The organism is Leuconostoc lactis, assembly GCF_007954625.1.
Lineage (GTDB): Bacteria > Bacillota > Bacilli > Lactobacillales > Lactobacillaceae > Leuconostoc > Leuconostoc lactis_A.
Window position 1 is genome coordinate 669,922 of the sequence record NZ_CP042420.1, and the last position, 22,641, is coordinate 692,562.

At 45.2% G+C, this 22,641-nt stretch carries 23 protein-coding genes and 2 tRNA genes; 22 read left to right on the forward strand and 3 right to left on the reverse strand.

Annotated elements, in window-relative coordinates:
• Positions 1-114: 114 nt before the first annotated feature.
• The 4 genes from FGL80_RS03390 to FGL80_RS03405 all read left to right on the forward strand — a co-directional run bounded on the left by FGL80_RS03390 (position 115) and on the right by FGL80_RS03405 (position 3,293).
• Positions 115-2,007: a M13-type metalloendopeptidase gene (locus FGL80_RS03390; protein WP_055308462.1), complete on the forward strand. Its 1,893-nt coding sequence runs from the start codon at positions 115-117 to the stop codon at positions 2,005-2,007.
• A 145-nt stretch (positions 2,008-2,152) separates the two neighbouring features.
• The gene (locus tag FGL80_RS03395) at positions 2,153-3,046 is read left to right on the forward strand and encodes a sulfite exporter TauE/SafE family protein (RefSeq protein ID WP_055308461.1); all 894 of its coding nucleotides are present in this window, start codon (positions 2,153-2,155) and stop codon (positions 3,044-3,046) included.
• Between the two features lie 54 nt (positions 3,047-3,100).
• Positions 3,101-3,183, forward strand: a tRNA-Tyr gene (locus FGL80_RS03400).
• Between the two features lie 38 nt (positions 3,184-3,221).
• A tRNA-Gln gene (locus FGL80_RS03405) sits at positions 3,222-3,293 on the forward strand.
• Positions 3,294-3,339: 46 nt separating this feature from the next.
• Here the strand turns inward: FGL80_RS03405 and FGL80_RS03410 are convergent.
• From FGL80_RS03410 to FGL80_RS03420, 3 genes are all read right to left on the reverse strand, one after another.
• Entirely contained in the window at positions 3,340-4,764 is a 1,425-nt protein-coding gene (locus tag FGL80_RS03410; RefSeq protein WP_055308460.1) for an aspartate ammonia-lyase, read from the reverse strand.
• Between the two features lie 162 nt (positions 4,765-4,926).
• On the reverse strand, positions 4,927-5,616 hold the full coding sequence (gene rpiA, locus FGL80_RS03415; RefSeq protein ID WP_029510095.1) for a ribose-5-phosphate isomerase RpiA: 690 nt from the start codon (positions 5,614-5,616) through the stop codon (positions 4,927-4,929).
• Positions 5,613-5,894, reverse strand: coding sequence for a GNAT family N-acetyltransferase (locus tag FGL80_RS03420; RefSeq protein WP_010002509.1), 282 nt, complete (start codon positions 5,892-5,894; stop codon positions 5,613-5,615). The genes rpiA and FGL80_RS03420 overlap by 4 nt, the downstream gene beginning before the upstream one ends.
• 225 nt (positions 5,895-6,119) lie before the next feature.
• On the opposite strand from FGL80_RS03420, the gene FGL80_RS03425 reads away from it, so the two are divergent.
• From FGL80_RS03425 to FGL80_RS03510, 18 genes are all read left to right on the forward strand, one after another.
• Entirely contained in the window at positions 6,120-6,659 is a 540-nt protein-coding gene (locus FGL80_RS03425) for a dCTP deaminase/dUTPase family protein (RefSeq protein WP_055308459.1), read from the forward strand.
• A gap of 7 nt (positions 6,660-6,666) precedes the next feature.
• The gene (locus FGL80_RS03430) at positions 6,667-7,029 is read left to right on the forward strand and encodes an NUDIX domain-containing protein (RefSeq protein ID WP_244297954.1); all 363 of its coding nucleotides are present in this window, start codon (positions 6,667-6,669) and stop codon (positions 7,027-7,029) included.
• A gap of 119 nt (positions 7,030-7,148) precedes the next feature.
• Positions 7,149-8,030 carry a metallophosphoesterase family protein gene (locus tag FGL80_RS03435; RefSeq protein ID WP_055308458.1) on the forward strand — a complete coding sequence of 294 codons (882 nt, stop codon included), beginning with the start codon at positions 7,149-7,151 and terminating at the stop codon, positions 8,028-8,030.
• Positions 8,017-9,384, forward strand: a complete 1,368-nt coding sequence (gene radA, locus FGL80_RS03440) for a DNA repair protein RadA (protein WP_077281988.1) — start codon at positions 8,017-8,019, stop codon at positions 9,382-9,384. The genes FGL80_RS03435 and radA overlap by 14 nt, the downstream gene beginning before the upstream one ends.
• A gap of 10 nt (positions 9,385-9,394) precedes the next feature.
• Entirely contained in the window at positions 9,395-9,718 is a 324-nt protein-coding gene (locus FGL80_RS03445; protein ID WP_055308457.1) for a hypothetical protein, read from the forward strand.
• Between the two features lie 175 nt (positions 9,719-9,893).
• Complete coding sequence (gene gltX / locus FGL80_RS03450; RefSeq protein WP_055308549.1) at positions 9,894-11,390, forward strand: glutamate--tRNA ligase; 1,497 nt, start codon at positions 9,894-9,896, stop codon at positions 11,388-11,390.
• Between the two features lie 135 nt (positions 11,391-11,525).
• Complete coding sequence (locus FGL80_RS03455; RefSeq protein WP_055308456.1) at positions 11,526-12,431, forward strand: NADP-dependent oxidoreductase; 906 nt, start codon at positions 11,526-11,528, stop codon at positions 12,429-12,431.
• A 162-nt stretch (positions 12,432-12,593) separates the two neighbouring features.
• Complete coding sequence (gene adhP, locus FGL80_RS03460) at positions 12,594-13,649, forward strand: alcohol dehydrogenase AdhP (protein WP_055308455.1); 1,056 nt, start codon at positions 12,594-12,596, stop codon at positions 13,647-13,649.
• Between the two features lie 160 nt (positions 13,650-13,809).
• Positions 13,810-14,349: a hypothetical protein gene (locus FGL80_RS03465; protein WP_055308454.1), complete on the forward strand. Its 540-nt coding sequence runs from the start codon at positions 13,810-13,812 to the stop codon at positions 14,347-14,349.
• Positions 14,350-14,580: 231 nt separating this feature from the next.
• Positions 14,581-15,444 (forward strand): SAM hydrolase/SAM-dependent halogenase family protein, encoded by an 864-nt coding sequence (locus tag FGL80_RS03470; RefSeq protein ID WP_055308453.1) that lies wholly within the window; start codon positions 14,581-14,583, stop codon positions 15,442-15,444.
• 21 nt (positions 15,445-15,465) lie between these two features.
• Positions 15,466-16,032: an ECF-type riboflavin transporter substrate-binding protein gene (locus FGL80_RS03475; RefSeq protein ID WP_055308452.1), complete on the forward strand. Its 567-nt coding sequence runs from the start codon at positions 15,466-15,468 to the stop codon at positions 16,030-16,032.
• A 46-nt stretch (positions 16,033-16,078) separates the two neighbouring features.
• Positions 16,079-17,824 carry an ABC transporter ATP-binding protein gene (locus FGL80_RS03480; protein WP_055308451.1) on the forward strand — a complete coding sequence of 582 codons (1,746 nt, stop codon included), beginning with the start codon at positions 16,079-16,081 and terminating at the stop codon, positions 17,822-17,824.
• A complete protein-coding gene (locus tag FGL80_RS03485; RefSeq protein WP_055308450.1) occupies positions 17,817-18,650 on the forward strand; it encodes an energy-coupling factor transporter transmembrane component T family protein in 834 nt (277 codons plus the stop codon). The genes FGL80_RS03480 and FGL80_RS03485 overlap by 8 nt, the downstream gene beginning before the upstream one ends.
• An 85-nt stretch (positions 18,651-18,735) precedes the next feature.
• Entirely contained in the window at positions 18,736-19,041 is a 306-nt protein-coding gene (locus FGL80_RS03490) for a hypothetical protein (RefSeq protein ID WP_010000976.1), read from the forward strand.
• A 166-nt stretch (positions 19,042-19,207) separates the two neighbouring features.
• Positions 19,208-19,504: a 30S ribosomal protein S6 gene (gene rpsF / locus FGL80_RS03495; protein ID WP_010000977.1), complete on the forward strand. Its 297-nt coding sequence runs from the start codon at positions 19,208-19,210 to the stop codon at positions 19,502-19,504.
• A 33-nt stretch (positions 19,505-19,537) separates the two neighbouring features.
• Positions 19,538-20,083, forward strand: coding sequence for a single-stranded DNA-binding protein (gene ssb / locus FGL80_RS03500; RefSeq protein WP_055308449.1), 546 nt, complete (start codon positions 19,538-19,540; stop codon positions 20,081-20,083).
• A 36-nt stretch (positions 20,084-20,119) separates the two neighbouring features.
• Positions 20,120-20,404, forward strand: coding sequence for a 30S ribosomal protein S18 (gene rpsR, locus FGL80_RS03505; protein WP_004904499.1), 285 nt, complete (start codon positions 20,120-20,122; stop codon positions 20,402-20,404).
• Positions 20,405-20,557: 153 nt separating this feature from the next.
• Positions 20,558-22,585, forward strand: a complete 2,028-nt coding sequence (locus FGL80_RS03510) for a DHH family phosphoesterase (protein WP_055308548.1) — start codon at positions 20,558-20,560, stop codon at positions 22,583-22,585.
• Positions 22,586-22,641: the final 56 nt, after the last annotated feature.

Sequence of the window (22,641 nt, forward strand, 5' to 3'; positions counted from 1 at the left end):
CAACTGATTCACAGTTGTTATAGCTTTTTTATGATAGAAAAATGATAATAACGTGCGTTTAACCGGTAACTGGTGTATGATTGTAATTAATTACTAATAAAAAGGTGGTAAAAGATGGTACGACAACAAGATGATTTTTATGACGCAGTGAATGGTGCTTGGGAAAAGACCGCGGTAATTCCTAACGATAAGCCACGAACAGGTGGTTTTAGTGACTTGTCTGATGAGATTGAAAAGTGGTTACTGACAGTCACGGCGGACTGGCAAGCAGGGAAAAACTTACCTGACTCACCGATTTTGTCACAATTTATTGCGTATCATCGCTTAGCTACTGATTTTGCCACACGTGAACAACAAGGTACCCAACCCGTGCAAGCGTTGTTGAAACAGTATCAAAATTACACCTCATTTGCTGATTTTGCGCAACATATTGCCGAATTGGAAAAGCAAGGCTTACCAAATGCTTTGCCACTTGGTGTGGGGCCTGATTTTAAAGATGCCCGGACAAATGTTTTATGGGCTAGCGCGGTCAACTTGGTTTTACCGGACACGACGTACTATGCACCCGATCATGAACAAGGACAAGCGTTGTTAGCGAAGTTTCGGGCTGCGCAAACGGTCTTACTGCCAAAGTTTGGTTTTTCTGAGGCAGAAACGGCTGATTTGATTGACCGGTATCTGGCTTTTGATGCCCGTGCGGCCGCTGTCGTTTTAAGTCAGGAAGAGGGACATGAATATGCCAAGTTGTACCATCCTTACACTTGGGCAGACTTTACTAAATTAGCCCCAGAATTGCCGCTAGACGCGATTTTAACGGCCTTGGTTGGTCAGACACCAGATCAAGTGATTGTGCCTGAAGAACGCTTCTGGGCGGCTGCTAATCAATTCTTTTCTGAAGAAGCTTGGCCATTATTGCAAGCCCATTTGATTGTTTCGGTTGTTAACAGTTTTACGCGTTATTTATCGGACGACGTGCGCGTGCTGGGTGGCCAATACCAGCGTGAATTGACGGGAGCACCAGAGGCCATGCAGGCGGATAAAGCAGCCTTTTATCTGGCAGCTGACCCGTTCAATCAAGCGATTGGCTACTATTACGCCCAAGAAAAGTTCTCACCAGCAGCCAAAGCCGATGTTGAGGCCAAAGTGGCCAAGATGATTGCTGTGTTTAAGCAACGGCTACAAGCAAATGACTGGCTGAATGCTGCAACCCGTGAAAAGGCCATCACGAAATTAAATACCATCGTGCCACACATTGGTTATCCGGAGCAGTTACCCGCGCGCTTAGCCAAGAAAATTGTCCAACCAGGCGCGACTTTATTAGAAACAGCCCTACAGTTTCGACAAATTGAAATCGCCCATGAATGGTCGCAATGGCAACAACCGGTTGATCGCAGTGAATGGCACATGCCAGCCCATCTGGTGAATGCCTACTATGATCCTCAGCAAAACCAAATTGTCTTTCCTGCAGCGATTTTGCAAGCCCCATTTTATAGTTTGTCACAGTCGTCATCAGCGAATTACGGTGGAATTGGCGCGGTCATTGCGCATGAAATTTCCCATGCGTTTGATACGAATGGGGCGTCATTTGATGAGTTTGGGAGCTTAAAGAACTGGTGGACAGACGAGGACTTTGCTGCCTTTAAGGTGCGTACGGATCGGGTCGTGGCTCAGTTTGACGGCTTGGATTCCTATGGTGCTAAAGTGAACGGCAAGTTAACCGTATCTGAAAACGTGGCGGACTTGGGTGGCTTGGCTGCTGCCCTAGCTGCAGCTGCGCAAGATCCAGACTTTTCTGCAACTGACTTCTTTGAAAGTTGGGCCACAATTTGGCGGATGAAGGCGCGACCAGAATATATGCAACTCCTGGCGGCCTCGGATCCACATGGTCCAGCGAAGTTACGGGTGAATGTCCAAGTGAAGAATTTTGATGCTTTCTTTGCGGCATTTAACGTGCAACCAAGCGATGGGATGTGGTTGGCACCGGCTGAACGCGTGCAAATTTGGTAAGATATGATAACAACGAGACAACGTGCTGACAAACAATCAGCGCGTTTTTTTGATGCTGGGGTTGTGAGTTGATCAAGACATGAGAAATCGTGATTAAACTTTGATACAATAGTGTGTATTGATTTTTTGAAACGAGTAAGACAATATGTATGAAAAAATGATCCTATTAATCATTCAAATAGTATTGATCACGGTGATGGTGATGATGATTGGTCTCATCGCACGCGCTTATTTTAAACAAAAAAAGCCTATTTTTCAGCGTTTTGGGCTGGGGATGGTCATTGGTTTTGTGACTGATTTTGGTGATACACTTGGGATTGGTTCTTTTGCAACGACGACAGCTGCTTTTCGAGCCACGCACTACATTGATGACGATCGGCAGTTACCGGGGACGTTAAATGCGATGCATGCCATTCCGGTCATAATCGAAGCGCTATTTTTCATCACCGCAGTGAAAGTCGAATTAAGCACGTTGTTACCGATGACGACTGCCGCTGTCGTGGGGGCATACGTGGGGACACACGTCACGAAAAATTGGCATGCACCAACGGTACAGCGGGTAATGTCTGCGGCCTTGTTTATCGCGGTCGTGATTATGATCGTCCGGATGATCACCAACCCAGGAGCGGATAACGCTTTAACAGTGCACGGGTTGCATGGCTGGTGGCTTGTCTTAGGCATCGTGTTTAACCTTGGCGTAGGCATTTTGATGACGATGGGGCTGGGGAATTATGCGCCCGAATTGATTTTCTTCTCACTGATGGGTGTTAATCCAGCGATTGCTTTTCCAGTGATGATGTTAGATGCCGCTTTGATCATGCCAACGACGGCTTGGAATGTGATTAAGATGGATCGGATTTCATGGCGTGGTTTTGCTGGTGTCACGATTGGTGGTATTCTTGGCGTGATTGTTGCGGCTAAGTTCTTCACGAGTATGGATGTGCAATTGCTGAAACTATTGATTATTGTGGTGTCACTTTGGACCGCTTTTGGGTTATTTCGTGACTCATTTAAACAAAATTGGAAAAAAATCCACTAAAGGGGTTGTCAAGGTCTCAAATATTTGTTATTATAATATAGTTGTTTGAGACATGGGAGTGTAGCGAAGTCTGGCTAAACGCGACGGACTGTAACTCCGTTCCTTCGGGTTCGTAGGTTCGAATCCTACCGCTCCCATAGCCGATTAATAGTTAACGGCTGAATAAATTAACTATTGCCCCTTGGCCAAGCGGTAAGGCAGCGGTTTTTGGTACCGCCATGCGCTGGTTCGAATCCAGCAGGGGCAATCTTAAAAAAACCGGCATACTTGATGTATGTCGGTTTTTTATTGACTTATGATTTTGGTGCATGTAACACTAAGCCGTGTTCAGGGGTACGCGCATTAATCACGATATCTTCAACACGGAAAATACGTGTTAATTGTTCTGTGGTAAAGAGCTTTTTCTTTTCCGCAATTTGTCGGAGTGATTTACCAGTGCGTAGTGATTCCTTAGCAATTTTGGCCGCTTCTTGATAACCGATAATTGGCGCCATCGCTGTGGCAAAGCTGGCGGATAGATCAATATCTTGAGACAAGCGCACCTTATTGCTGGTAATGCCATCAATCGCATTGATTCTTAAAGTCTGCATGGCTGCCGTTAAATGCTCAATACCGGCAAACAGTGACCGAAAGACAATAGGTTCAAAGGCATTCAGTTCTAACTGACCAGCCTCTGCGGCAGCTGTCACGGTCGCATCAAACCCAAACATTTCAAAGGCCACTTGGTTAACGACCTCTGGAATAACGGGATTAATTTTCCCGGGCATAATCGATGAGCCCGCCTGTGGGGCCGGCAAGTTAATTTCCGACAGTCCTGATCGGGGACCGGAACTCAAGAGACGCAAGTCGTTAGAGATTTTAGATAAGTTCATGGCTAAAGTTTTGAGTGTGCCAGAGAGTGCCACAAAACAGTCTAGATTTTGGGTCGCGTCAAAGAGATCGTGTGCTTGTACCAAAGGTAAGTTGGTGATACCGGCCAAATTAGGCACGATATGCACTTGATAATGATAACTGACGTTAATCCCAGAACCGATGGCTGAGCCACCCATATTTAAGAGATAGAGCGCGTTACGTGCTGTAGTAATGCGCTCAACATCACGTCGTAGCGGCTTTAACCAGGCGTGGAAACTGTTACCCAAGGTCATGGGGACAGCGTCTTGGAGTTGGGTACGACCCATTTTATATGTGGCTGAAAATTCATCCGCTTTGTTGCCAAGCGCGTCAATCAATGCCAGTAGTTCAGTAAATAGTGGCTCAAGGAGACGAATCAGAGCGATTTTACCTGCACTAGGATACGTGTCGTTGGTACTTTGGCCCATATTAACGTGGTCGTTGGGATGGATATAAGCATAGTCACCGCGTAACCGACCGGTTTGTTCTAATGCGACATTGGCGATGACTTCATTGACGTTCATATTGGTCGATGTCCCAGCACCGCCTTGGATGTCGCTAATTGGAAACAATTCTGGTTTGAAGGGTTGGTTGAGCAGCTGTTTCGTGGCGCGCACAATATGTTTGGCAACGGAGCGGTCTAAATTGCCGGATGTGGCATTGGTTTGTGCTGCTGCTTGTTTGATTTCCAAAAATGCGCGAATTAACTCAGGGTGTGTTACTTGGGCTGCAATTGGAAAATTGTGCAATGCCCGTTGCGTGTGAATCCCATAATAGGCAGTTTGAGGAATGTTCAATGGACCCAGTGAGTCAGTTTCGGTACGCATGATGATCTCCTTAGTAAATTGTATAGCTATATTCTATATCGGAGAGCAGCTAGACCAATTAAACATGTTACTTATTATGACATGCTGTGGTGTTGATATAACAACATATTTCACTGTAATAAATTTCAAACCAAATAAAAAAAGCGTGTGCTAACACGCTTTTTATCGGGGATTCACATCAATTACACGCACGTGATCATCGGGTTCGCCAATCACAACGCGGTTCACCACATCGGTGAAGAGGCCGTGTTCGACAACGCCCACCATCTTGATAAGTTCATCACCGAAGGCCCGGGGATGATCAATCACAGGTAAATGTAAATCGATGAGGAAATTAGCCGAGTCTGTGCGGACAGGGTTACCATTTTGGTCAAGACGCCAAGTTGGTTGGAAGCCTTCAGCCGCAAAACGTTTGAATAATTGGTGAGAACCATAGGGAATGACTTCAACTGGCAAATACTGATTTAACTTGGGTACTTGCTTGCTGGCATCAATCACCCAGATATTTTCGCGAGAATTAAAGGCCACGATTTTTTCCCATAGGAGGGCGGCACCGCCACCTTTAATGGCCGAAAAATCATCGGAAATCTGGTCAGCGCCATCAATGGTTAAATCGATTTGATCAACGTCGTCGACGTTATACATTGGTATGCCAAGTTGGGCAGCGTTACGGCGCGTTTTTTCCGAAGTGGCAACGCCAACGATTTTGAGGTTTTCGTGCGCCACGCGTTCACCTAACGCATTGATGACATGCGCAATCGTCGAACCAGAACCAATCCCAACAACCATGTCATTTTGGACAAATTCTGCGGCCCGTCGGCCAGCAATCAGCTTTTGTTGTTCTTGGGTCATGGCTTGTACTGAATCTCCTGGTATTTGTCTGGTTGGTTAAAAAATGCCTTACGGGCATAACTGCAAATCGGATGCACGGTCATGCCGTTTGCCCGTGCTTCGTCAACAACGGCGTCAAGAAGTGCTGCTGCAACTCCTTGACCGCGTAGTGCGGGGTCAACAATGGTTGAATTGATCGCATAGGTTTGGCCATCATTGATGGTTGTGTAAGTAATTTCAGCGAGACGTTTACCATCTGCTTCTAAAAAGTAACGACCGGGTTCATGTTGAAAGTCCATCATGCTTCTCCATTTCGTGACGATACGGTGATGCGAAAATCACCAGTGATAATCTAATTAGTTCTATTATACCGCAGGACACGGTTATTGGGGATGATGCGTGCCAAAAATCGACGGCAACAACTACGGTTTTACCGTATAATACAAAGTAAATCAATTTGACTAAATAAATGGAGGAAAACGACCATAGTCGTGGCTTTGAATGACTGTGGTTGGTAATTAAACATGCGTGGATTTGAAATTGTGTCAACAAAGGTGAACGACGGGCTTAATTTGCCAAAGCGGAGTACGCAAGCAGCGGCTGGGTATGATTTTGAAGCAGCAGAAGAGATTGTGATTCCCAGTGCATTGAGTAATCCTTTTTTCCGTGGCTTAAACATCTTATCACTCGGAAAATTAAAAAATGTACGTGATGATGAGGACTTGCAAGGGTTGCTTAAGCCGGTGCTTGTTCCAACAGGTATTAAGGCTTACATGGGTGAAGGGGAATATTTGCAATTGGTATCACGTTCAAGTGGTCCGATTAAAAAGCGCTTGATGATGCCAAATGCCGTTGGGATTGTTGATGCTGATTACTACAATAACCCAAGCAACGAAGGGGAAATTTTCTTCCAATTCATTAATTTTGGGCTTAAAGATGTCGTGATTAAAAAAGGCGAACGGATTGGCCAAGGCATTTTCTTACCTTACCTCTTAGCTGATGGCGATGATCAGGTTGAAAAGGCTGAGCGTCAAGGTGGCTTTGGCTCAACGGGTCAAAATTAGGTGATTGATGGCTGATGAACACAATGATATCGTGATACGTCAAGCAACTCGAGATTTTAAGTTACGGGTGACAGGTGTCTTGCTTGATGCGACTGGCAATATTGCCGTTAATACAGCGCCACAGCAATATTGCGTGTTTTTACCAGGTGGTAAAGTGAAGTTTGGCGAAACCAGCCAAGCAGCCATTGTCCGCGAATTTATCGAGGAAATGGGCATCAATGTTCGTGCAGAACGCCTGCTAGCAGTGACTGAAAATTTATTTTCTATTGCCGGTAAGCAAGTTACCGAAATTGGCATGACTTGGTTAGTCACGCGGGTTGATCAAACGCAGGGGGATGCAAGAGACGGCTGGGAACAGGCGGTGATATGACGTTCGCCAACTGCGCTTGATGATTTGAAACCTGTTGTTTTACAGCCGGTGTTGCGTGACTTGCCATTACAACCAGTACATTTGATGTATCATCAGAAATAGTTGGAAAGGAGCCGCATATGCAACAGAAAATAGGTGTTTTAGCAGATGTACATGGTAATTTAACCGCCTTAGAGGCGGTTATTGCTGATGCAAAAAATCAAAGGGTCACTGAATTCTGGTCACTAGGAGACATCGCCACCTATGGCCCCAATACGGTTGCGAGTTATCGTCTATTGCATCAAGAAAATACGACAGTGTTTTTACAAGGTAATTGGGAATCGAGTTACCAAGAATACGAGCGCGCAACGGCGGTTGACTTTGACGATGCCGCTGAAGTTGCATTTTTAAATTGGATGGCGCGTGATTATGCGCAATTTACAGTCGCTGAGATAGCACAAATTCAGCAATTACCAATTGCGACAACGATTGAACGTTTTGGCCGCCATTTTCACTTATCACATCACACCCCCACACAAAATTATGGTGATGCACTACTGGCTGATGCGCCACAAGAAAACTTCAATCAGATGTTAACAGGGCGCGATGCGGATATGGCGATTTACGCCCACATTCATGCGCAAATCATGCGCACAGATGCTGTGACGCAAGTGGACAATCATTTTCAAATGCATCGCATTCTAAATACTGGAACTGTCGGTCAGTCTTATCAACTTACCCCCCAAGGGATGGTCGCACAATACTTAGTGCTCACATTAGATGATGTTGTTGGTGTCGTGAGCACGGACTTTAGGCGCGTGAATTTTGATACCCAATTAGAAATATCACGTGCCCAGTCTGTTGACTGGCCGTTTGCAGCGGAATACGTGTGCATGTTACAAACAGGCCATTTCACACGTGATCATGATAGTTTGCGTGGCAATGACAATTTTTTGATGTATCAAACCCAAGCCAAACACTTTTTAACACAACTAAAGGAGAGACATTATCGCAAAAGTTAAAACACAATTTATTTGCTCAAACTGTGGTTTCACGTCAGCGCGCTATCTGGGTCGCTGCTCAAACTGTGGTGAATGGGGCACATTTGTCGAAGAAAAAATCATGCCAGAGACCAATGATCGGAAAAGTCGGGTGAGCTTAGATGGTCGTACGGCCAAAGTTGAAAAAATTAATGAAGTCACATCAGAGGAAACACCGCGTGTTGCCACGAACCTTAAAGAACTTAACCGCGTGTTAGGTGGTGGGGTTGTCCCTGGTTCAATGGTGCTCATTGGTGGGGATCCAGGCATTGGGAAATCAACCCTCTTGCTCCAAGTCTCTGGGCAATTGGCCCATGAAGGTCGTGTGTTATACGTGACTGGGGAAGAATCCGCTACCCAAGTAAAGTTGCGGGCAGATCGCTTGGGTGTGGGGAATGATGAATTTTACCTCTATCCAGAAACAGATATGACGGCGATTAAAAAGCAAATTGAATCGCTGCAACCAGATTTTGTCGTGATTGACTCAGTACAAACGATGCAGGAACCAGACGTGACGTCTGCCATTGGCTCCGTGTCACAAATCCGCGAAGTCACGGCAGATTTATTGCAAATTGCTAAAACCAATAATATTTCTATTTTTATCGTTGGCCACGTGACCAAAGATGGGGCGATTGCTGGACCAAAGATTTTGGAGCATATGGTCGATACGGTGCTCTATTTTGAAGGCGATAGCAACTACAAGTACCGCATTTTACGGGCGGTGAAAAATCGTTTTGGCGCCACCAATGAATTGGGTATTTTCGAAATGCGCGACGGCGGTTTGATTGAGGTCGCCAACCCATCAGAAATCTTTTTGGAAGAACGATTAGCTGGCGCAACTGGTTCGGCCATTGTGGTCGCCTTGGAAGGCTCACGGCCGATCTTGGTTGAATTACAGGCCTTGGTGACGCCTACCGTCTTTGGAAACGCGCAACGAACGGCATCTGGATTAGATCGTAATCGCGTGTCGTTAATTATGGCCGTTTTGGAAAAGCGCGCTAATCTCTTGCTGCAAAATCAAGACGCTTATCTGAAAGCTGCTGGTGGGGTCAAGCTGGATGAACCAGCAATTGATTTGGCAATTGCCGTGGCGTTGGCCAGTTCTTATCATGATAAAGAATCGCGGCCAAGCGACGTCTTTGTTGGTGAAATCGGGCTAACTGGGGAAATCCGGAGCGTCGCTGATATTGAAAGTCGGTTGAAGGAAGCGCGCAAGCTCGGCTTTAAACGGGCGATTGTACCAAAGAACAACTTGAATGGGGTCACGCTCCCTGAAGGAATTCAAGTGATTGGCGTCGCCACGTTAAGGGAAGCGTTGCAATTAGCCTTAGATTAAAGGGGGTAACATGTGGGATCTGATTCCTGGTGATCTATTTATTGTGGTCCATAATGGGTTACATCGTTATGTTTCACGTGGAACAGGTTATCGTGGGCGTTGGTGGTTAGGTGTGCTGATAACTACGGTATTACTCGTTATCCAAGTAGGTATAGGCTGGCTGGTGATCGTAGTGGGTCTCAGCGATGCCCTAATTTTGTGGGGGAAAGTTGCCGTTATGGCGATATTGCTGGTGATTATGGCCGGTCTAGGATGGGTACTATACCACTGGGTACGGTTGCTGAGACGTTTGGTACGGCAACAAGATACACCAATTCACGCTCATCGTCATTAAATAGATAAGGTTTGCAGGTCAGGTTAGCCACCTGACCTTTTGTTTTGCGAATATGTGGCCAATTGGAATTTTGGCGGGGTAATGTTGTACAATAGAGTAGATAAATAACGGGATAAACCGTATAACTGAGGAGGAAATGCGTTAGCCAAACCACTTGTCTAACGCTTTATATCACATGACAGAAGACATTCGTGTTCGCTATGCCCCATCACCAACAGGGCATTTACATATTGGTAACGCGCGTACAGCAATCTTTAACTGGCTTTTTGCGCGCCACTACAATGGCCAATTCATTATTCGGATTGAAGATACTGATTCAGCACGTAACATCGCTGACGGTGAAAAGTCACAGTTAGAAAACTTGGCTTGGCTTGGTTTGGACTGGGATGAATCACCAGAAAAGCCAGGTGCTTATGGCCCATATCGCCAATCTGAACGTAACGCCCAAGGCATTTACCAACCATTTATTGATGAATTGTTGGCTAAAGGTTTGGCTTACAAGTCATATAAGACATCAGAACAATTGGCTGCTGAACGTGAAGCGCAACAAGCCGCTAAGCAAGCACCACATTACGTATATGAATATGAAGGTTTGACGGATGAAGAACGCGAAGCTAAGTATGCGGAATTTGAAGCACAAGGGTTAAAGCCAGTCATTCGCTTCCGTGTCCCAGAAGAAAAAGTTTATGCTTGGGATGACATCGTGAAGGGGCATATCGAAATCGGTGCCAAGGAAATTGGTGGCGACTGGGTCATTCAAAAGGCCGATGGGATGCCAACATACAACTTTGCGGTGGTTGTCGATGATCATTTGATGAAGATTTCTCACGTGTTACGTGGGGATGATCACGTCTCAAACACACCAAAGCAAATGATGATCTTTGAAGCATTGGGTTGGGATGTGCCAAAGTTTGGTCACATGGCGTTGATTATCAACGGCGAAACCGGCAAGAAGTTATCAAAGCGTGACGAAAACGTGTTGCAATTCGTGGAACAATACAAGGATTTGGGCTATCAACCACAAGCGATGGTGAACTTTATTGGCTTGCTTGGTTGGTCACCAAAGGGTGAAGACGAAATCTTCTCACTTGAAGAATTTACGCAAATGTTCGACGAGAACCGTTTGTCAAAGGCCAACGCGAAGTTTGACCAAAAGAAGTTAGAATGGATTAACAACCAATGGATGCGTCGTGATTTGGATCAAGTGATGCCACAATTGATTCAAGAATTGGTCAATGCGGACTTAATTAGCGCAGAAGATGCAGAAACGAAGCGCGATTGGTTAACACAAGTCATTAAGGTTGCTGGTGTGGAAGGTATTTCTTATACACGCGAAATTGTTGACTTAGTGCGTCGCCCATTCTTTGAATTAAGTGACATTACGGATGAAATGGTCGATTATCTCACATCTGATGAAGGCCGTCAGGTCTTTGCGGCATGGGAATCAGCCTACACGGCCTTGCCAGAAACGGCTACCGCAGAAGATTACATGGCAGCTATTCGTGAGATTCAAAACACGCTTGAAATCAAAGGGCGTAACCTATGGAATCCAATTCGTATCGCCACAACACATGAAGTGCAAGGGCCAAACTTGCCAGAAATGTTAGTCGTATTGGAGAAAGACAAGGTCTTAGCAATAATGTCTGATGTTAAAGCTAAATATTTAGCCTAATTTAGGTGAGTCATAAAGGTGCTTCGGGTTAACTGAGGCGCCTTTTGTGATGCACTTTGTGACAGCAAATCCGAGGACATTTGACAGGATTTGGCATACAATGGGGTAACAGCTCATAAAGAAAGTGTGAATACCATGTATGCAGTAGAAATGTTAAATTATGGGGAACCGACGGTCTTGGTCGATAACCTAGAGGCAGCAATGCCGATGATTAAACCCAAACAGGTATTGGTGAAACAACGGGCGACGGCAATTGACCCTTATGATGTGAAGTTTCGGCAAGGGTTGATGGGGACAGATAAGGCAACGCCGCTCATTCCAGGGTCATCAGTGGCAGGTGTTGTCGTGGCAGTTGGCGCTGAAGTGACGGCATTTGCAGTTGGTAACCGCGTGGCGGCATCGCCGCATTTGAAAAGTTATGCCGAATTTGTGCCAGTTGGGCAATCCCTACTCGCTAAAATTCCTGACGCAGTGAGTGATGTACAAGCGGCTGCGGTGGTACTGGGCGGGCAAACCGGTTATCAAATGATGGCCAAAGACTTAGCGGTTCAGCCAAGTGATACGGTACTCATTCAAGGGGGTGCTGGCTCGGTTGGTTTTACAGCCATTCAGGTTGCTAAATGGCTTGGGGTACAAACGCTTTATACGACAGTCCGTGGTCAGGCAGCAGCGGCTGTTGTACAGGCCGTTGATCCGACACTGCAGGTGATTGATGGCCAAACGACGTCGCTTCAAGCAGCTATCCCGGCAGGTGTGGATGTGATTTTAGATACGGTTGGCGGTGATACCTTGCAGACATCACTGGCCGTTTTGAAGCCGACTGGGCGATTGGTATCGTTGGTTGATACTATGGCTGATCCGCGCGTGACGATGGGCTATTTGCAATCTAACGGTACACAGCTCGCTGAATTATTGGCGTTAGTAGCCCAAGGTCAGGTGGTCGTGAACATTTCGGAAACACGCCCATTTAATGCAGAGAACGTCCGCGATTTTCAAACGCGCCAACACGTACTGGGTAAACTCGTGCTCACATTTGACTAAAAAGTATCACTTCGGTGATACTTTTATTTTGTAAGTAATCGTGATTTTTTTCACGTAATAAAAAATTAATGCCAATTTGTCATAATAAAAGTTTACAAATGCGCGAAAAACAGGTACAATTTATTTGTAAAATAATTCACATGTAAAAGGAGTATGCTTAACATGAAAGCAGCAGTTGTACGTGAAAATCCAGATGGATATGTTGATTTGATTGAAGATTGGGAACCAAAGCCATTAGCCTTTGGGGAAGCATTAGTGGATATTGAATATGTTGGACTTTGCCACACTGATTTGCATGTGGCGAATGCTGATTTTGGTAATCCAAATGAACTGGGACAACGTAATGGTAAGTTCCGTCGTGTTATCGGTCACGAAGGTGTTGGTCGTGTTTCAAAGTTGGCTGAAGGTGCCAGTGATTACCTCAAGATTGGTGATCGTGTTTCAATCGCTTGGTTCTTTGACGCCTGCGGTGTGTGTGACTACTGTGTGACAGGTAACGAAACATTCTGCCGTAAGGTACGCAACTCAGGTTACACAATTGATGGTGCGATGTCACAACAAGCTGTTGTGAACGCTAAGTACGCCGTTAAGGTGCCAGAAGGTTTGGATCCAGTACAAGCCACATCAATTACATGTGCCGGTGTGACAATGTATAAGTCATTGAAGGTCGGTGAAACAAAGCCAGGACAATGGGTATCGGTTCATGGTGCTGGTGGTTTGGGTAACTTGGCTGTTCAATATGCGCACAATGTCTTTGGGGCACATGTTGCCGTTATTGATGGTAACGAAGACAAGTTGGCTGCCGCACAAGAAAACGGTGCTGAAGTATTAATCAACCGTAAGAAGGTTGATGATGTCGCAGCCGAAGTACAAAAGGCAACTGGTGGTGTGCACAATGCGCAAGTCACAGCCGTTAATGCTGCTGCCTTTGACCAAGCCGTTGATTCACTACGCCCAATGGGTAAGTTGGTTGCGGTTGCTTTGCCACAAGGTGACATGGCTTTGAACATTGCCAAGACTGTCTTGGATGGTATTGAAGTGCGTGGCTCATTGGTTGGTACACGTGCCGACTTGAAGGAAGCCTTCCAATTCGGTGCTGAAGGTAAGGTTAAGCCAATCGTTGAAAAGGTTGCCTTTGCCGACATGAACGAAGTGATTGATGAAATGAAGGCTGGTAAGATTACTGGTCGTAAAGTGTTTGACTTCACAGTATTATAAGCAAAAAATCGTCCACTCTTGGGCGATTTTTTTGTTCGTGTCAAGCGGCGCTTGGCTGTCTTGGACATAGCAGTTTTTGTATGCCTGTGTTAGAATTGGGTAACAAATGTATTGGAGGAAACGACCTTTTTTCTGATGAAAGAGAGGTCAGTAATAAAGCATGCCATACTTTACACAACAACTTTTTAGCGGCCAGCGTGATCGTATTTTACGTGTTGTTGATACCGCCAGTGCGGATCAAGCAACGGCTGGCTTTATCCACATCTTCGATGAGCGCCGCGTTTATGATTTTGACTATGCAACAGAGATAACGGAAGGGCGTATCACGCAAGCAGAGTTTGACGTTGAAGGCGAAGCAAATAATACTTTTAGTGTTAATTTTATGCCAATCGTGAACGATGATGACGAAATTCCAGGCGAATTATTTGAAGAGTGGGCTGCCTTAATTGGTCGTGAATACGCATTGATGCCACATGTGCATATCAATATGTATCAACAAGCCTTGAAGCCGGAAATTGAACAAGTTGATGAGCCAACATTTGAAGCGCGTCTGTTAGAATTAATCACCCGTATTTTGGGTTCATCAATTGTCGGCTTTACTGAGAAGTCGCTCACGTTATTCCCAAGTTATTTAGTGCAAGAACAGCAAGCGGAACAAGCCCCACAAGGGCCAACAACCCAAATTATCTTGCCAGACTAAACTAAGAAATAAATTGACATAAAATAAGAATTATCTTAAAATAACAATATGTTAATAAAGTGATGACGAGTCAACCATTTGGCTACTAACCGTCAAACAGGACGCTGGCCTGCACACCGGACTGTTTGTCGTGCCCTGCTAATCAAAGTGATTAACAGGGTCTTTTTATTGGCAATATACTTGGAAGGAATAGTCTACAGGCGGATATCATCGCGTAGGCAAACGTGTTATATGACAAATAATCATCTCGTTTTACAAACGGATTTTGGCTTACAGGACGGGGCGGTAAGTTCAATGCGTGGTGTGGCTTACGGGGTAGCTAGTGATATAATCATTAGTGACCTGACCCATGGCATCACACCGTTTAATATTTTTGAAGGGTCATTTCGATTGTTTCAAACATTTAGTTATTGGCCAGCCGGTACGGTATTTGTCTCCGTTGTGGATCCTGGTGTGGGGTCTAAACGGCTCTCAATTATTGCCGAAACAACGGGTGGGCATTACATTGTGACGCCGGATAACGGGACGTTGTCGCATCTTTTGGCGCATGGGCTGATTGCGAGTGCTCGTGTTATTGATGAAACAACACAACGGCTACCGGGATCAGAAAAGTCTTCGACATTTCATGGTCGTGATATTTATGCTTACAACGGGGCGCAGTTAGCCAGTGGGCAAATTCAGTACACCGATTACCAACAAGTATTGCCAGTTGACCAATTGGTGAAGTTGCCAATGCAACCAGGGCGCTATCAAACGACAGCAGCTGGGGTTGCGCAGTTAGTTGGGAATATTGATATTACTGATGTTAATTTTGGCTCATTGTGGTCAAATATTCCCGTAAAAGAATTTGAAAAATTCAATTTAGCATATGGGGATGTCTTGCGTGTCCAAATTCAACATCAAGGGCATACCATGTTTGATGACGTCTTACCTTATGTGCATACGTTTACGGACGTGGCGCCAGGGGAACCGTTAATTTATATTGACTCCGTCTACACCGTGGCGTTTGGTGTGCATACGGGTAGTTTTGAACAAACTTATCATGTGGGTGCTGGACCTGAATGGGCGGTTACCCTAACAAAAGTGTCGGCGTGATCTAAAAAGCGAGGGAATAATATGCAAAAGAAGCAACAAAAAGCTGGCTTTTCAGTGCGGTCAGTCGTTGCCACAGGAATTGGGGCGGCTGTATTCTTTGTGTTAATGAAATTTATTGCCATTCCAACTGGCGTACCGAATACCACTATTAACGTGGCGGAAGGTTGGTTGGCCTTAATAGCGAGTTTATTTGGGCCGCTCGTCGGTCTGCTGGTCGGCATCATTGGGCACACCTTAAATGATGCGGTCACTTATGGCGCACCGTGGTGGTCTTGGGTGATCGCTGATGGTGTTTTTGGTTTCCTGTTAGGATTGAGTAAAAAATCGCTTGCCTTGGAATATGGCACATTAACGACTAAAAAAATTATTCAATTTAACATTTGGCAAGCGGTGGCCAATGTCATTGCTTGGGTGATTATCGCCCCACTTGGTGACATTTTAATCTACAAAGAAGCCGCTCAAAAAGTTTTCTTGCAAGGTGTTGTGGCGGCAGCTGTGAACACGATTTCTGTGGCGGTTATCGGCACACTTTTGTTAATCGCTTACGTCAAGTCTCGACCAAAAAAGAGCAGTTTGCGTAGCGAGTAAATCAGCAAGCGTTGCTTGCGTACATATCTTATCAATAAGGGGCATTATGGCAACACCACTCATTGAATTTAAAAACGTGACATTTAAATATCATGCGCAAGCAGAACCGACCTTGCATGACGTGAGTTTCCAAATTTTCCCTGGCGAAAAAGTTTTGATTGCGGGCGCCTCTGGTTCCGGTAAAACCACGTTACTGCGTTTGCTTAATGGTCTGATTCCGCATGCTTATGCGGGCGATATTTCTGGGGAAATGATACTTAACGGTCGCGACATTTCAGCGCAAAGTTTATTTGAGTTATCATTGCAAGCGGGAACGGTTTTACAAGATACTGACGCGCAATTTGTTGGCTTGACGGTTGCTGAAGACATTGCGTTTGCTTTGGAAAATGATCAACAACCGGTTGCGCGCATTAAAGCAGAGGTGGCCAAATGGGCAAAGCGCTTTGGTTTAAGTAATCGGCTAGAGTTGGCACCACAAATGCTGTCAGGTGGTCAAAAACAACGCACAGCCATGGCGGGTGTGTTGGTTGATGATGGTAAATTACTCTTATTTGATGAACCATTAGCCAGCTTAGATCCAGCAGCGGGCTGGGATGCGATGACCATGATTGATCAATTGCAAGCAGATCGTGATTTGACGGTGGTGATTATCGAGCACCGGATTGAAGAAGTATTACGTGCCAATGTGGATCGGATTATTGTGATGTCTGAAGGCCGTATCGTGGCTAATGACACGCCAACTGCCATTATTCAAGCTGGTATTTTGCCACAGTATGGCTTAGATGAGCCGCTGTATGTGCAACTGTTGCGGCGGGCACAAGTCGATGTCGCCCATTTGCCACATGTCGCGGATGTTCAAAAAGTTGAAGTTGCAGACCACCAATCAGCGATTGCCAAATTGCGCGTACCGGTGCAAACAACCGTTGTCCAGCAACCGCAACTGACACTTTCAAATGTTGACTTTAGCTATGACCCGCGCCAGCCACTCTTTCAAAATCTTAATCTCACCATCAACCGTGGGGAAATTGTCGGCATTGTTGGGAAAAATGGTTCTGGTAAAACCACCTTATCGCATCTCTTGACCGGCTTTTTAATGCCTGATGCGGGGGATATTCGCCTCGCAGGGCAGTCGGTTTTAGGCCAATCAATTAAGACACGGGCCGAGCAGATAGGTTATGTGTTACAAAATCCCAATCATATGATTACAAAGAGTACGGTTTTTGATGAAGTGGCAAGTGGTTTGGTGTTACGACAGGTAGATCCGGCTGAGATTGAGCAAAAGGTGCGGTCAGTTTTGCGCCTGCTTGATCTTGACGGGATGCGTAATTGGCCAATTGGCGCTTTGAGTTTTGGACAAAAAAAGCGTGTGACCATTGCGGCAGTTTTGGTACTTTCGCCACAAATCCTCATTTTGGATGAACCGACAGCAGGTCAAGATGCCACGCATACACAAGAGTTGTTGACGTTTTTGACGGCCATCAATCGTCAAGAACACGTCACTATTATCATGATTACACACGACATGCATTTGCTGGCTAATTTTGTGCAGCGCGCGTTAGTGGTGGTTGATGGCCAGCTATTAGCAGATACCACGCCGGCTGAATTATTAGCGGATGAAGCGTTGGTACAAGCGGCGAGTTTACGGACGACAAGTATTTATCAGTTAGCTAATCGCTTACAAATTGCCCATCCTGAGGAATTGAACGCGGCCGTATTACAGCACACAGCATCTGTTTTGGGTGAAGACAAAAAATCCTTATCAAAACAAGCACATGAGAGCAACGATGAATAACTTATTTGGGTACAAACAACGAGATACATGGTTAAACCAAACAACAGGCACTGCCAAGTTGATTGGTTTTTTAGCTTTGACAACGATTGGGATGATTTCGTATGATCCACGGTTTTTATTTGGACTGGGAATTTTGGCCATCTTGTTACTGCGAAGTGCCAAAATTAAATATCGTGAATACGCCTTTATGCTGAAGTTAGTCTTGTTTTTTGCCATCATTAACTTGGTGATGGTCGCGGTTTTGGCCCCTCAGTACGGCGTGCAACTTTATGGGACGCGCCATGTGCTTTTGGGTCGCGGGTATTGGGCGTTGACACAGGAGCAAGTCTTCTATGAGTTAAATCTCTTGTTGAAATACTTGTTCTCGTTGCCGTTAGCCATTATCTTGTTATTTACGACGAATCCGAGCGAATTTGCCGCGAGTTTGAACAAGATTGGCGTACCTTATAAAATTGCGTATGCATTTGCGATTACATTGCGCTATATTCCAGATGTTCAAAGTGATTACCGGACCATTAGTTTGGCTCAGCAGGCACGGGGTTATGAGATTTCTAAGCAGGCCTCGCTATGGGCACGTGCCAAAGGGGCCGTGCAAATTATTTTACCGCTCGTTTTTACCAGTCTAAATCGCATCGATACGATTAGTCAGGCCATGGAATTGCGCCGGTTTGGTCGTGAAAAAGGCCGCACGTGGTATCAAGAACAGCCATTCCGAATGCGTGATGTCGGGGTTGTGATGGGTGCCATTGTTGTCGTTGTTATCGGCGTGATGCTACTGTTTATGGATCATGGTCGGGTATATAATCCCTTCCGTCCTGTCGGGTAATTGGTTTTAGACAGGACACTGTTGACAACACGAACACGTGTTCTTATAATGAAGTAAGTAATGCTAGGTAGTGGAGGAAAATGTTATGCAACAGCAAACCTTTCGTCGCGCGTTAGAAGCCGCTATTTCAGCACAAAGCGTGGCAACGGTTGTCGATAAAGCTTATGCGTTTCAAGTCGAAAAAAATAATCAACGTCTTGCAAGAGCGCGCTATGGTACAGTAAAATTGGCGCGCGAAGCGGATGCGATGTGGGATGGGATTGTGGCGAATATCCATGCGGGGATGTCTGGTCGATCAGACGACCAGATTTTAGCACAGTTAAAAGATCCCGATTTTATTGATACGTTGGAAGAAGCGTTAGCGGAAATTGACTTTGTACCGGAAGATTAAGTGATTTGCGGATAAACAACGTATTATTGATTAACCAAGTGGCTAATTCTGCGAAACACTTGAAATGTATAGCTGTTCTGTAGTACAATTAATAATTGTGAACGCACAAAAGTGCGTACACTCCTTGCAGCCAAGGCTGCCAGAGACCAAAAGGAGGAAATAAAACATGGCTACATCATACGAATTGACTTACATCGTTCGCCCTGATATCGAAATGGATGCAAAGAAAGCGCTCGTAGAACGCTTTGATGGTATCTTGACTGATAATGGTGCAACAATCTCAAAGTCAGCTGATTGGGCAACACGTCGTTTTGCTTATGAAATTGCTGGTTACCGCGAAGGCGTATACCACGTAATCGATTTCACTGCAGAAGACGACGCAGCAATCAACGAATTTGATCGTTTGGCAAAGATCTCACAAGACATCTTGCGTCACATGATCGTTAAGCGCGACGCAGAATAATTCTGGTATTCCACTGGTGAAGGAGCTTTTGATATGATTAATCGAGTAGTATTGATTGGGCGATTGACCCGTGATGTGGAATTACGTTATACCCAATCGGGTACAGCAGTCGGCACGTTTAGTTTGGCGGTTAACCGTCAATTCACCAACCAAGCTGGTGAACGTGAAGCTGACTTTATTAACGCCGTTATTTGGCGTAAAGCAGCTGAAAATTTTGCAAACTTTACTGGAAAAGGTGCACTAGTTGCCGTTGAAGGGCGTTTGCAAACACGGAATTATGAAAACAACCAAGGACAACGTGTTTACGTGACCGAAGTTGTCGTTGATAATTTCTCATTACTTGAATCACGTGCTGAAAGTGATAAGCGACGCGCCCAAAACGGGTCGTCAGAACCATCTCACCAAGGTGGTGCGTCATTCGGTGCGCCAAGTGATAATGCATTTGGTGGCGTTGATCCGTTTGCTACGGCTAGCCAAGCTAACCCACAAGCGGCAACACCAACAAATGATGCCCCTAACCCATTTGCGGCGAGTGGCAAAACAGAAATTGATATATCAGATGATGATTTACCATTTTAAAATATAACTTACAACACTACGAAAGGAGCTTTAATCATGTCAGAACAAAACTCACGTCCACAAAATTCAGAACGTCCACAACGTTCACGTCGCCCACAAGGCGGCCCACGTCGTCGTCGTAAGGTTGACTACATTGCAGCTAACCACATCGAATTCATCGACTACAAGAACACAGAATTGTTGGAACGCTTTATCTCAGAACGTGGTAAGATCTTGCCACGTCGTGTGACTGGTACTTCAGCCAAGAACCAACGTAAAGTGACAACTGCAATCAAGCGTGCACGTATCATGGCTTTGTTGCCATTCGTGACAGAAGACTAATCTTTGACGCGCGATTGAGAGACTCAGATTTTTATCTGAGTCTCTTTTTGTTTATTTTGGTAAATCGCAACTGTGGTAAAATAGTACAAGAAACATTTTGCCCTGGTAACAGTGGTTTAGGCAAAATGCTAGAGGAAGATGTAGGGGTTGCTTGTGAAAAAACTATTTGATTTTAAAACGTTACCGATATTTTTTCAAAGTACAAAATTAGGCACCGTCGCGTTATTGTTGTTATCCGTCAGTGTCATGAGTGTATTTTTTGCCTTGTTGGTCAATTGGATTTTTGGACTGATCTGGATTGTGGTTGTGTTAATCGGGTTGGTTTATTCCGCGCAATCATTAAAAGAAGTGAACGAAAATGCCCAAGAATATTTGACGGGGTTAGGGTATCGGATATCTCGTAGTGAACAAGAAGCCCTGATTCGTATGCCGATTGGTATTATTCTCTTAAACGCATCGGAAAAAATTGACTGGATCAATCCTTACATGCAAACTTATCTTGATAAGCGTGATGTATTAGGCTTGACGTTGACACAATTGGATCCGCAGCTTGCCACTGATATTAAAAACTATTCTGATGCACGGGAAACGAACACGATTACGTGGCAGGGTAAGCAGTTTTCACTCTATGTCCAGCAGAATTTGCGTGTCATCTACATGATGGATATTAGTGAATATGCGGCTATCGCCAAAGAGTATGAGGATCATCAATTATTTAGTGGGCTCATCTCAGTCGATAACTATGAAGAAGTAACCGAAGGTATGACTGAATCGGAAACCTCAACGTTGCGCACATATGTGACAGGTGCCTTATCGGAATGGGCGGCAGCTCACCGGATTTACTTGCGTCGTCTCAGTACGGTACATTATGTGATGTTTGGGTATCAGGCAGCCTTGCGCGCTGCCGAAGACGATAAGTTTTCGGTGCTAAAAGCGATTCGTGAAGCAACCGCGCAACAAAACTTACCCGTGACGTTGTCTATGGGTATTGCCTATGGCGAACAAGACATTATTGAGTTGGCCAAAATGGCACAAACCAATCTGGATTTGGCTTTGGGGCGTGGTGGTGATCAAGTTGTGGTGAAATCTAAGCAAGCTGCGGCGAGATTTTACGGTGGCGCAACCAATCCAATGGAAAAGCGGACACGTGTGCGTGCACGGATGATTTCACAGACGGTTGCTGAATTGATGGAACAGGCTGATAATATTATGATTGTTGGCCACGTTACGCCAGATTTGGACGCTATTGGTGCTGGATTAGGTATTTGGCGAATGGCACAAACAAAAAATAAACCGGCTTTTTTGATTGTTGATGAAAAATCGGTGTATAGTGACATCACGTTGCTACTGGCAGAAATTCGCAAAAATCCACCAGAAATCATGGCCCCAGGGTCAAATATCAATGACTCCATTGTTGATGAGGCACGTGCCATGAAGTTAGTCCGTGATAATACGCTCTTGATTTTAGTGGATCATGCGCAAGGTGCAATTACTAGTGCGCCAAATCTATTGGAGCGGTTGGGTAATCGTGTGGTAGTCATTGATCATCATCGTTTAGCTGAACAAGGATTAGCTGAAAAACCATTACTCACTTATGTTGAACCGTATGCATCATCAACTTCTGAACTTGTCGTTGAGCTGTTGCAGTACCAAGATCAAAGTCATGCGCCAATTACCAAGTTAGAAGCAACAGCAATGCTTGGTGGGATTCAAATTGATACCAAAAACTTCACGTTACGAACTGGTTCACGAACTTTTGATGCCGCCAGTTATTTGCGCGCTAACGGTGCGGATAGTAACTTAATTCAATTCTTTATGAAAGAGAAGTTCTCGGATTTCAAGGCGCGCACGCATTTGATTAACCTAGCGGTTGTGGCCGACGGTTATGCCATTGTTTGTGGTGAGGTGGATAGCGTTTATTCTGGGTTGATTACGGCACAAGCAGCCGATGAATTGTTGCAAATTAGTGGCGTTGAGGCCTCGTTTGTCATTACCAAACGGGCAGACGGTCGCGTCGGCATTTCGGCACGATCAACGGGAAAACGTAACGTGCAGCGCGTCATGGAGGCGATGGGCGGTGGCGGTCATCTATCAAATGCTGCTACCCAATTGGCGGACACGACAACAGACGAAGTGAATGATCAGTTACTTAAAATTTTGGCAGAGGACGTTGAAGAGTAGCCTGGTCTGCATCGGTGTGTCGTTTATGAAAGAAACTATTTTTTGAAGGAGTAACA

What these genes read in the sequence shown, in the direction of transcription:
- FGL80_RS03390 (WP_055308462.1), top strand. Translation starts at nt 115, where the DNA reads ATGGTACGACAACAAGATGATTTTTATGACGCAGTGAATGGTGCTTGG.
- FGL80_RS03395 (WP_055308461.1), top strand. Translation starts at nt 2,153, where the DNA reads ATGTATGAAAAAATGATCCTATTAATCATTCAAATAGTATTGATCACG.
- FGL80_RS03410 (WP_055308460.1), bottom strand. Translation starts at nt 4,764, where the DNA reads ATGCGTACCGAAACTGACTCACTGGGTCCATTGAACATTCCTCAAACT.
- rpiA (WP_029510095.1), bottom strand. Translation starts at nt 5,616, where the DNA reads ATGACCCAAGAACAACAAAAGCTGATTGCTGGCCGACGGGCCGCAGAA.
- FGL80_RS03420 (WP_010002509.1), bottom strand. Translation starts at nt 5,894, where the DNA reads ATGGACTTTCAACATGAACCCGGTCGTTACTTTTTAGAAGCAGATGGT.
- FGL80_RS03425 (WP_055308459.1), top strand. Translation starts at nt 6,120, where the DNA reads ATGCGTGGATTTGAAATTGTGTCAACAAAGGTGAACGACGGGCTTAAT.
- FGL80_RS03430 (WP_244297954.1), top strand. Translation starts at nt 6,667, where the DNA reads ATGGCTGATGAACACAATGATATCGTGATACGTCAAGCAACTCGAGAT.
- FGL80_RS03435 (WP_055308458.1), top strand. Translation starts at nt 7,149, where the DNA reads ATGCAACAGAAAATAGGTGTTTTAGCAGATGTACATGGTAATTTAACC.
- FGL80_RS03445 (WP_055308457.1), top strand. Translation starts at nt 9,395, where the DNA reads ATGTGGGATCTGATTCCTGGTGATCTATTTATTGTGGTCCATAATGGG.
- gltX (WP_055308549.1), top strand. Translation starts at nt 9,894, where the DNA reads ATGACAGAAGACATTCGTGTTCGCTATGCCCCATCACCAACAGGGCAT.
- FGL80_RS03455 (WP_055308456.1), top strand. Translation starts at nt 11,526, where the DNA reads ATGTATGCAGTAGAAATGTTAAATTATGGGGAACCGACGGTCTTGGTC.
- adhP (WP_055308455.1), top strand. Translation starts at nt 12,594, where the DNA reads ATGAAAGCAGCAGTTGTACGTGAAAATCCAGATGGATATGTTGATTTG.
- FGL80_RS03465 (WP_055308454.1), top strand. Translation starts at nt 13,810, where the DNA reads ATGCCATACTTTACACAACAACTTTTTAGCGGCCAGCGTGATCGTATT.
- FGL80_RS03470 (WP_055308453.1), top strand. Translation starts at nt 14,581, where the DNA reads ATGACAAATAATCATCTCGTTTTACAAACGGATTTTGGCTTACAGGAC.
- FGL80_RS03475 (WP_055308452.1), top strand. Translation starts at nt 15,466, where the DNA reads ATGCAAAAGAAGCAACAAAAAGCTGGCTTTTCAGTGCGGTCAGTCGTT.
- FGL80_RS03480 (WP_055308451.1), top strand. Translation starts at nt 16,079, where the DNA reads ATGGCAACACCACTCATTGAATTTAAAAACGTGACATTTAAATATCAT.
- FGL80_RS03485 (WP_055308450.1), top strand. Translation starts at nt 17,817, where the DNA reads ATGAATAACTTATTTGGGTACAAACAACGAGATACATGGTTAAACCAA.
- FGL80_RS03490 (WP_010000976.1), top strand. Translation starts at nt 18,736, where the DNA reads ATGCAACAGCAAACCTTTCGTCGCGCGTTAGAAGCCGCTATTTCAGCA.
- rpsF (WP_010000977.1), top strand. Translation starts at nt 19,208, where the DNA reads ATGGCTACATCATACGAATTGACTTACATCGTTCGCCCTGATATCGAA.
- ssb (WP_055308449.1), top strand. Translation starts at nt 19,538, where the DNA reads ATGATTAATCGAGTAGTATTGATTGGGCGATTGACCCGTGATGTGGAA.
- rpsR (WP_004904499.1), top strand. Translation starts at nt 20,120, where the DNA reads ATGTCAGAACAAAACTCACGTCCACAAAATTCAGAACGTCCACAACGT.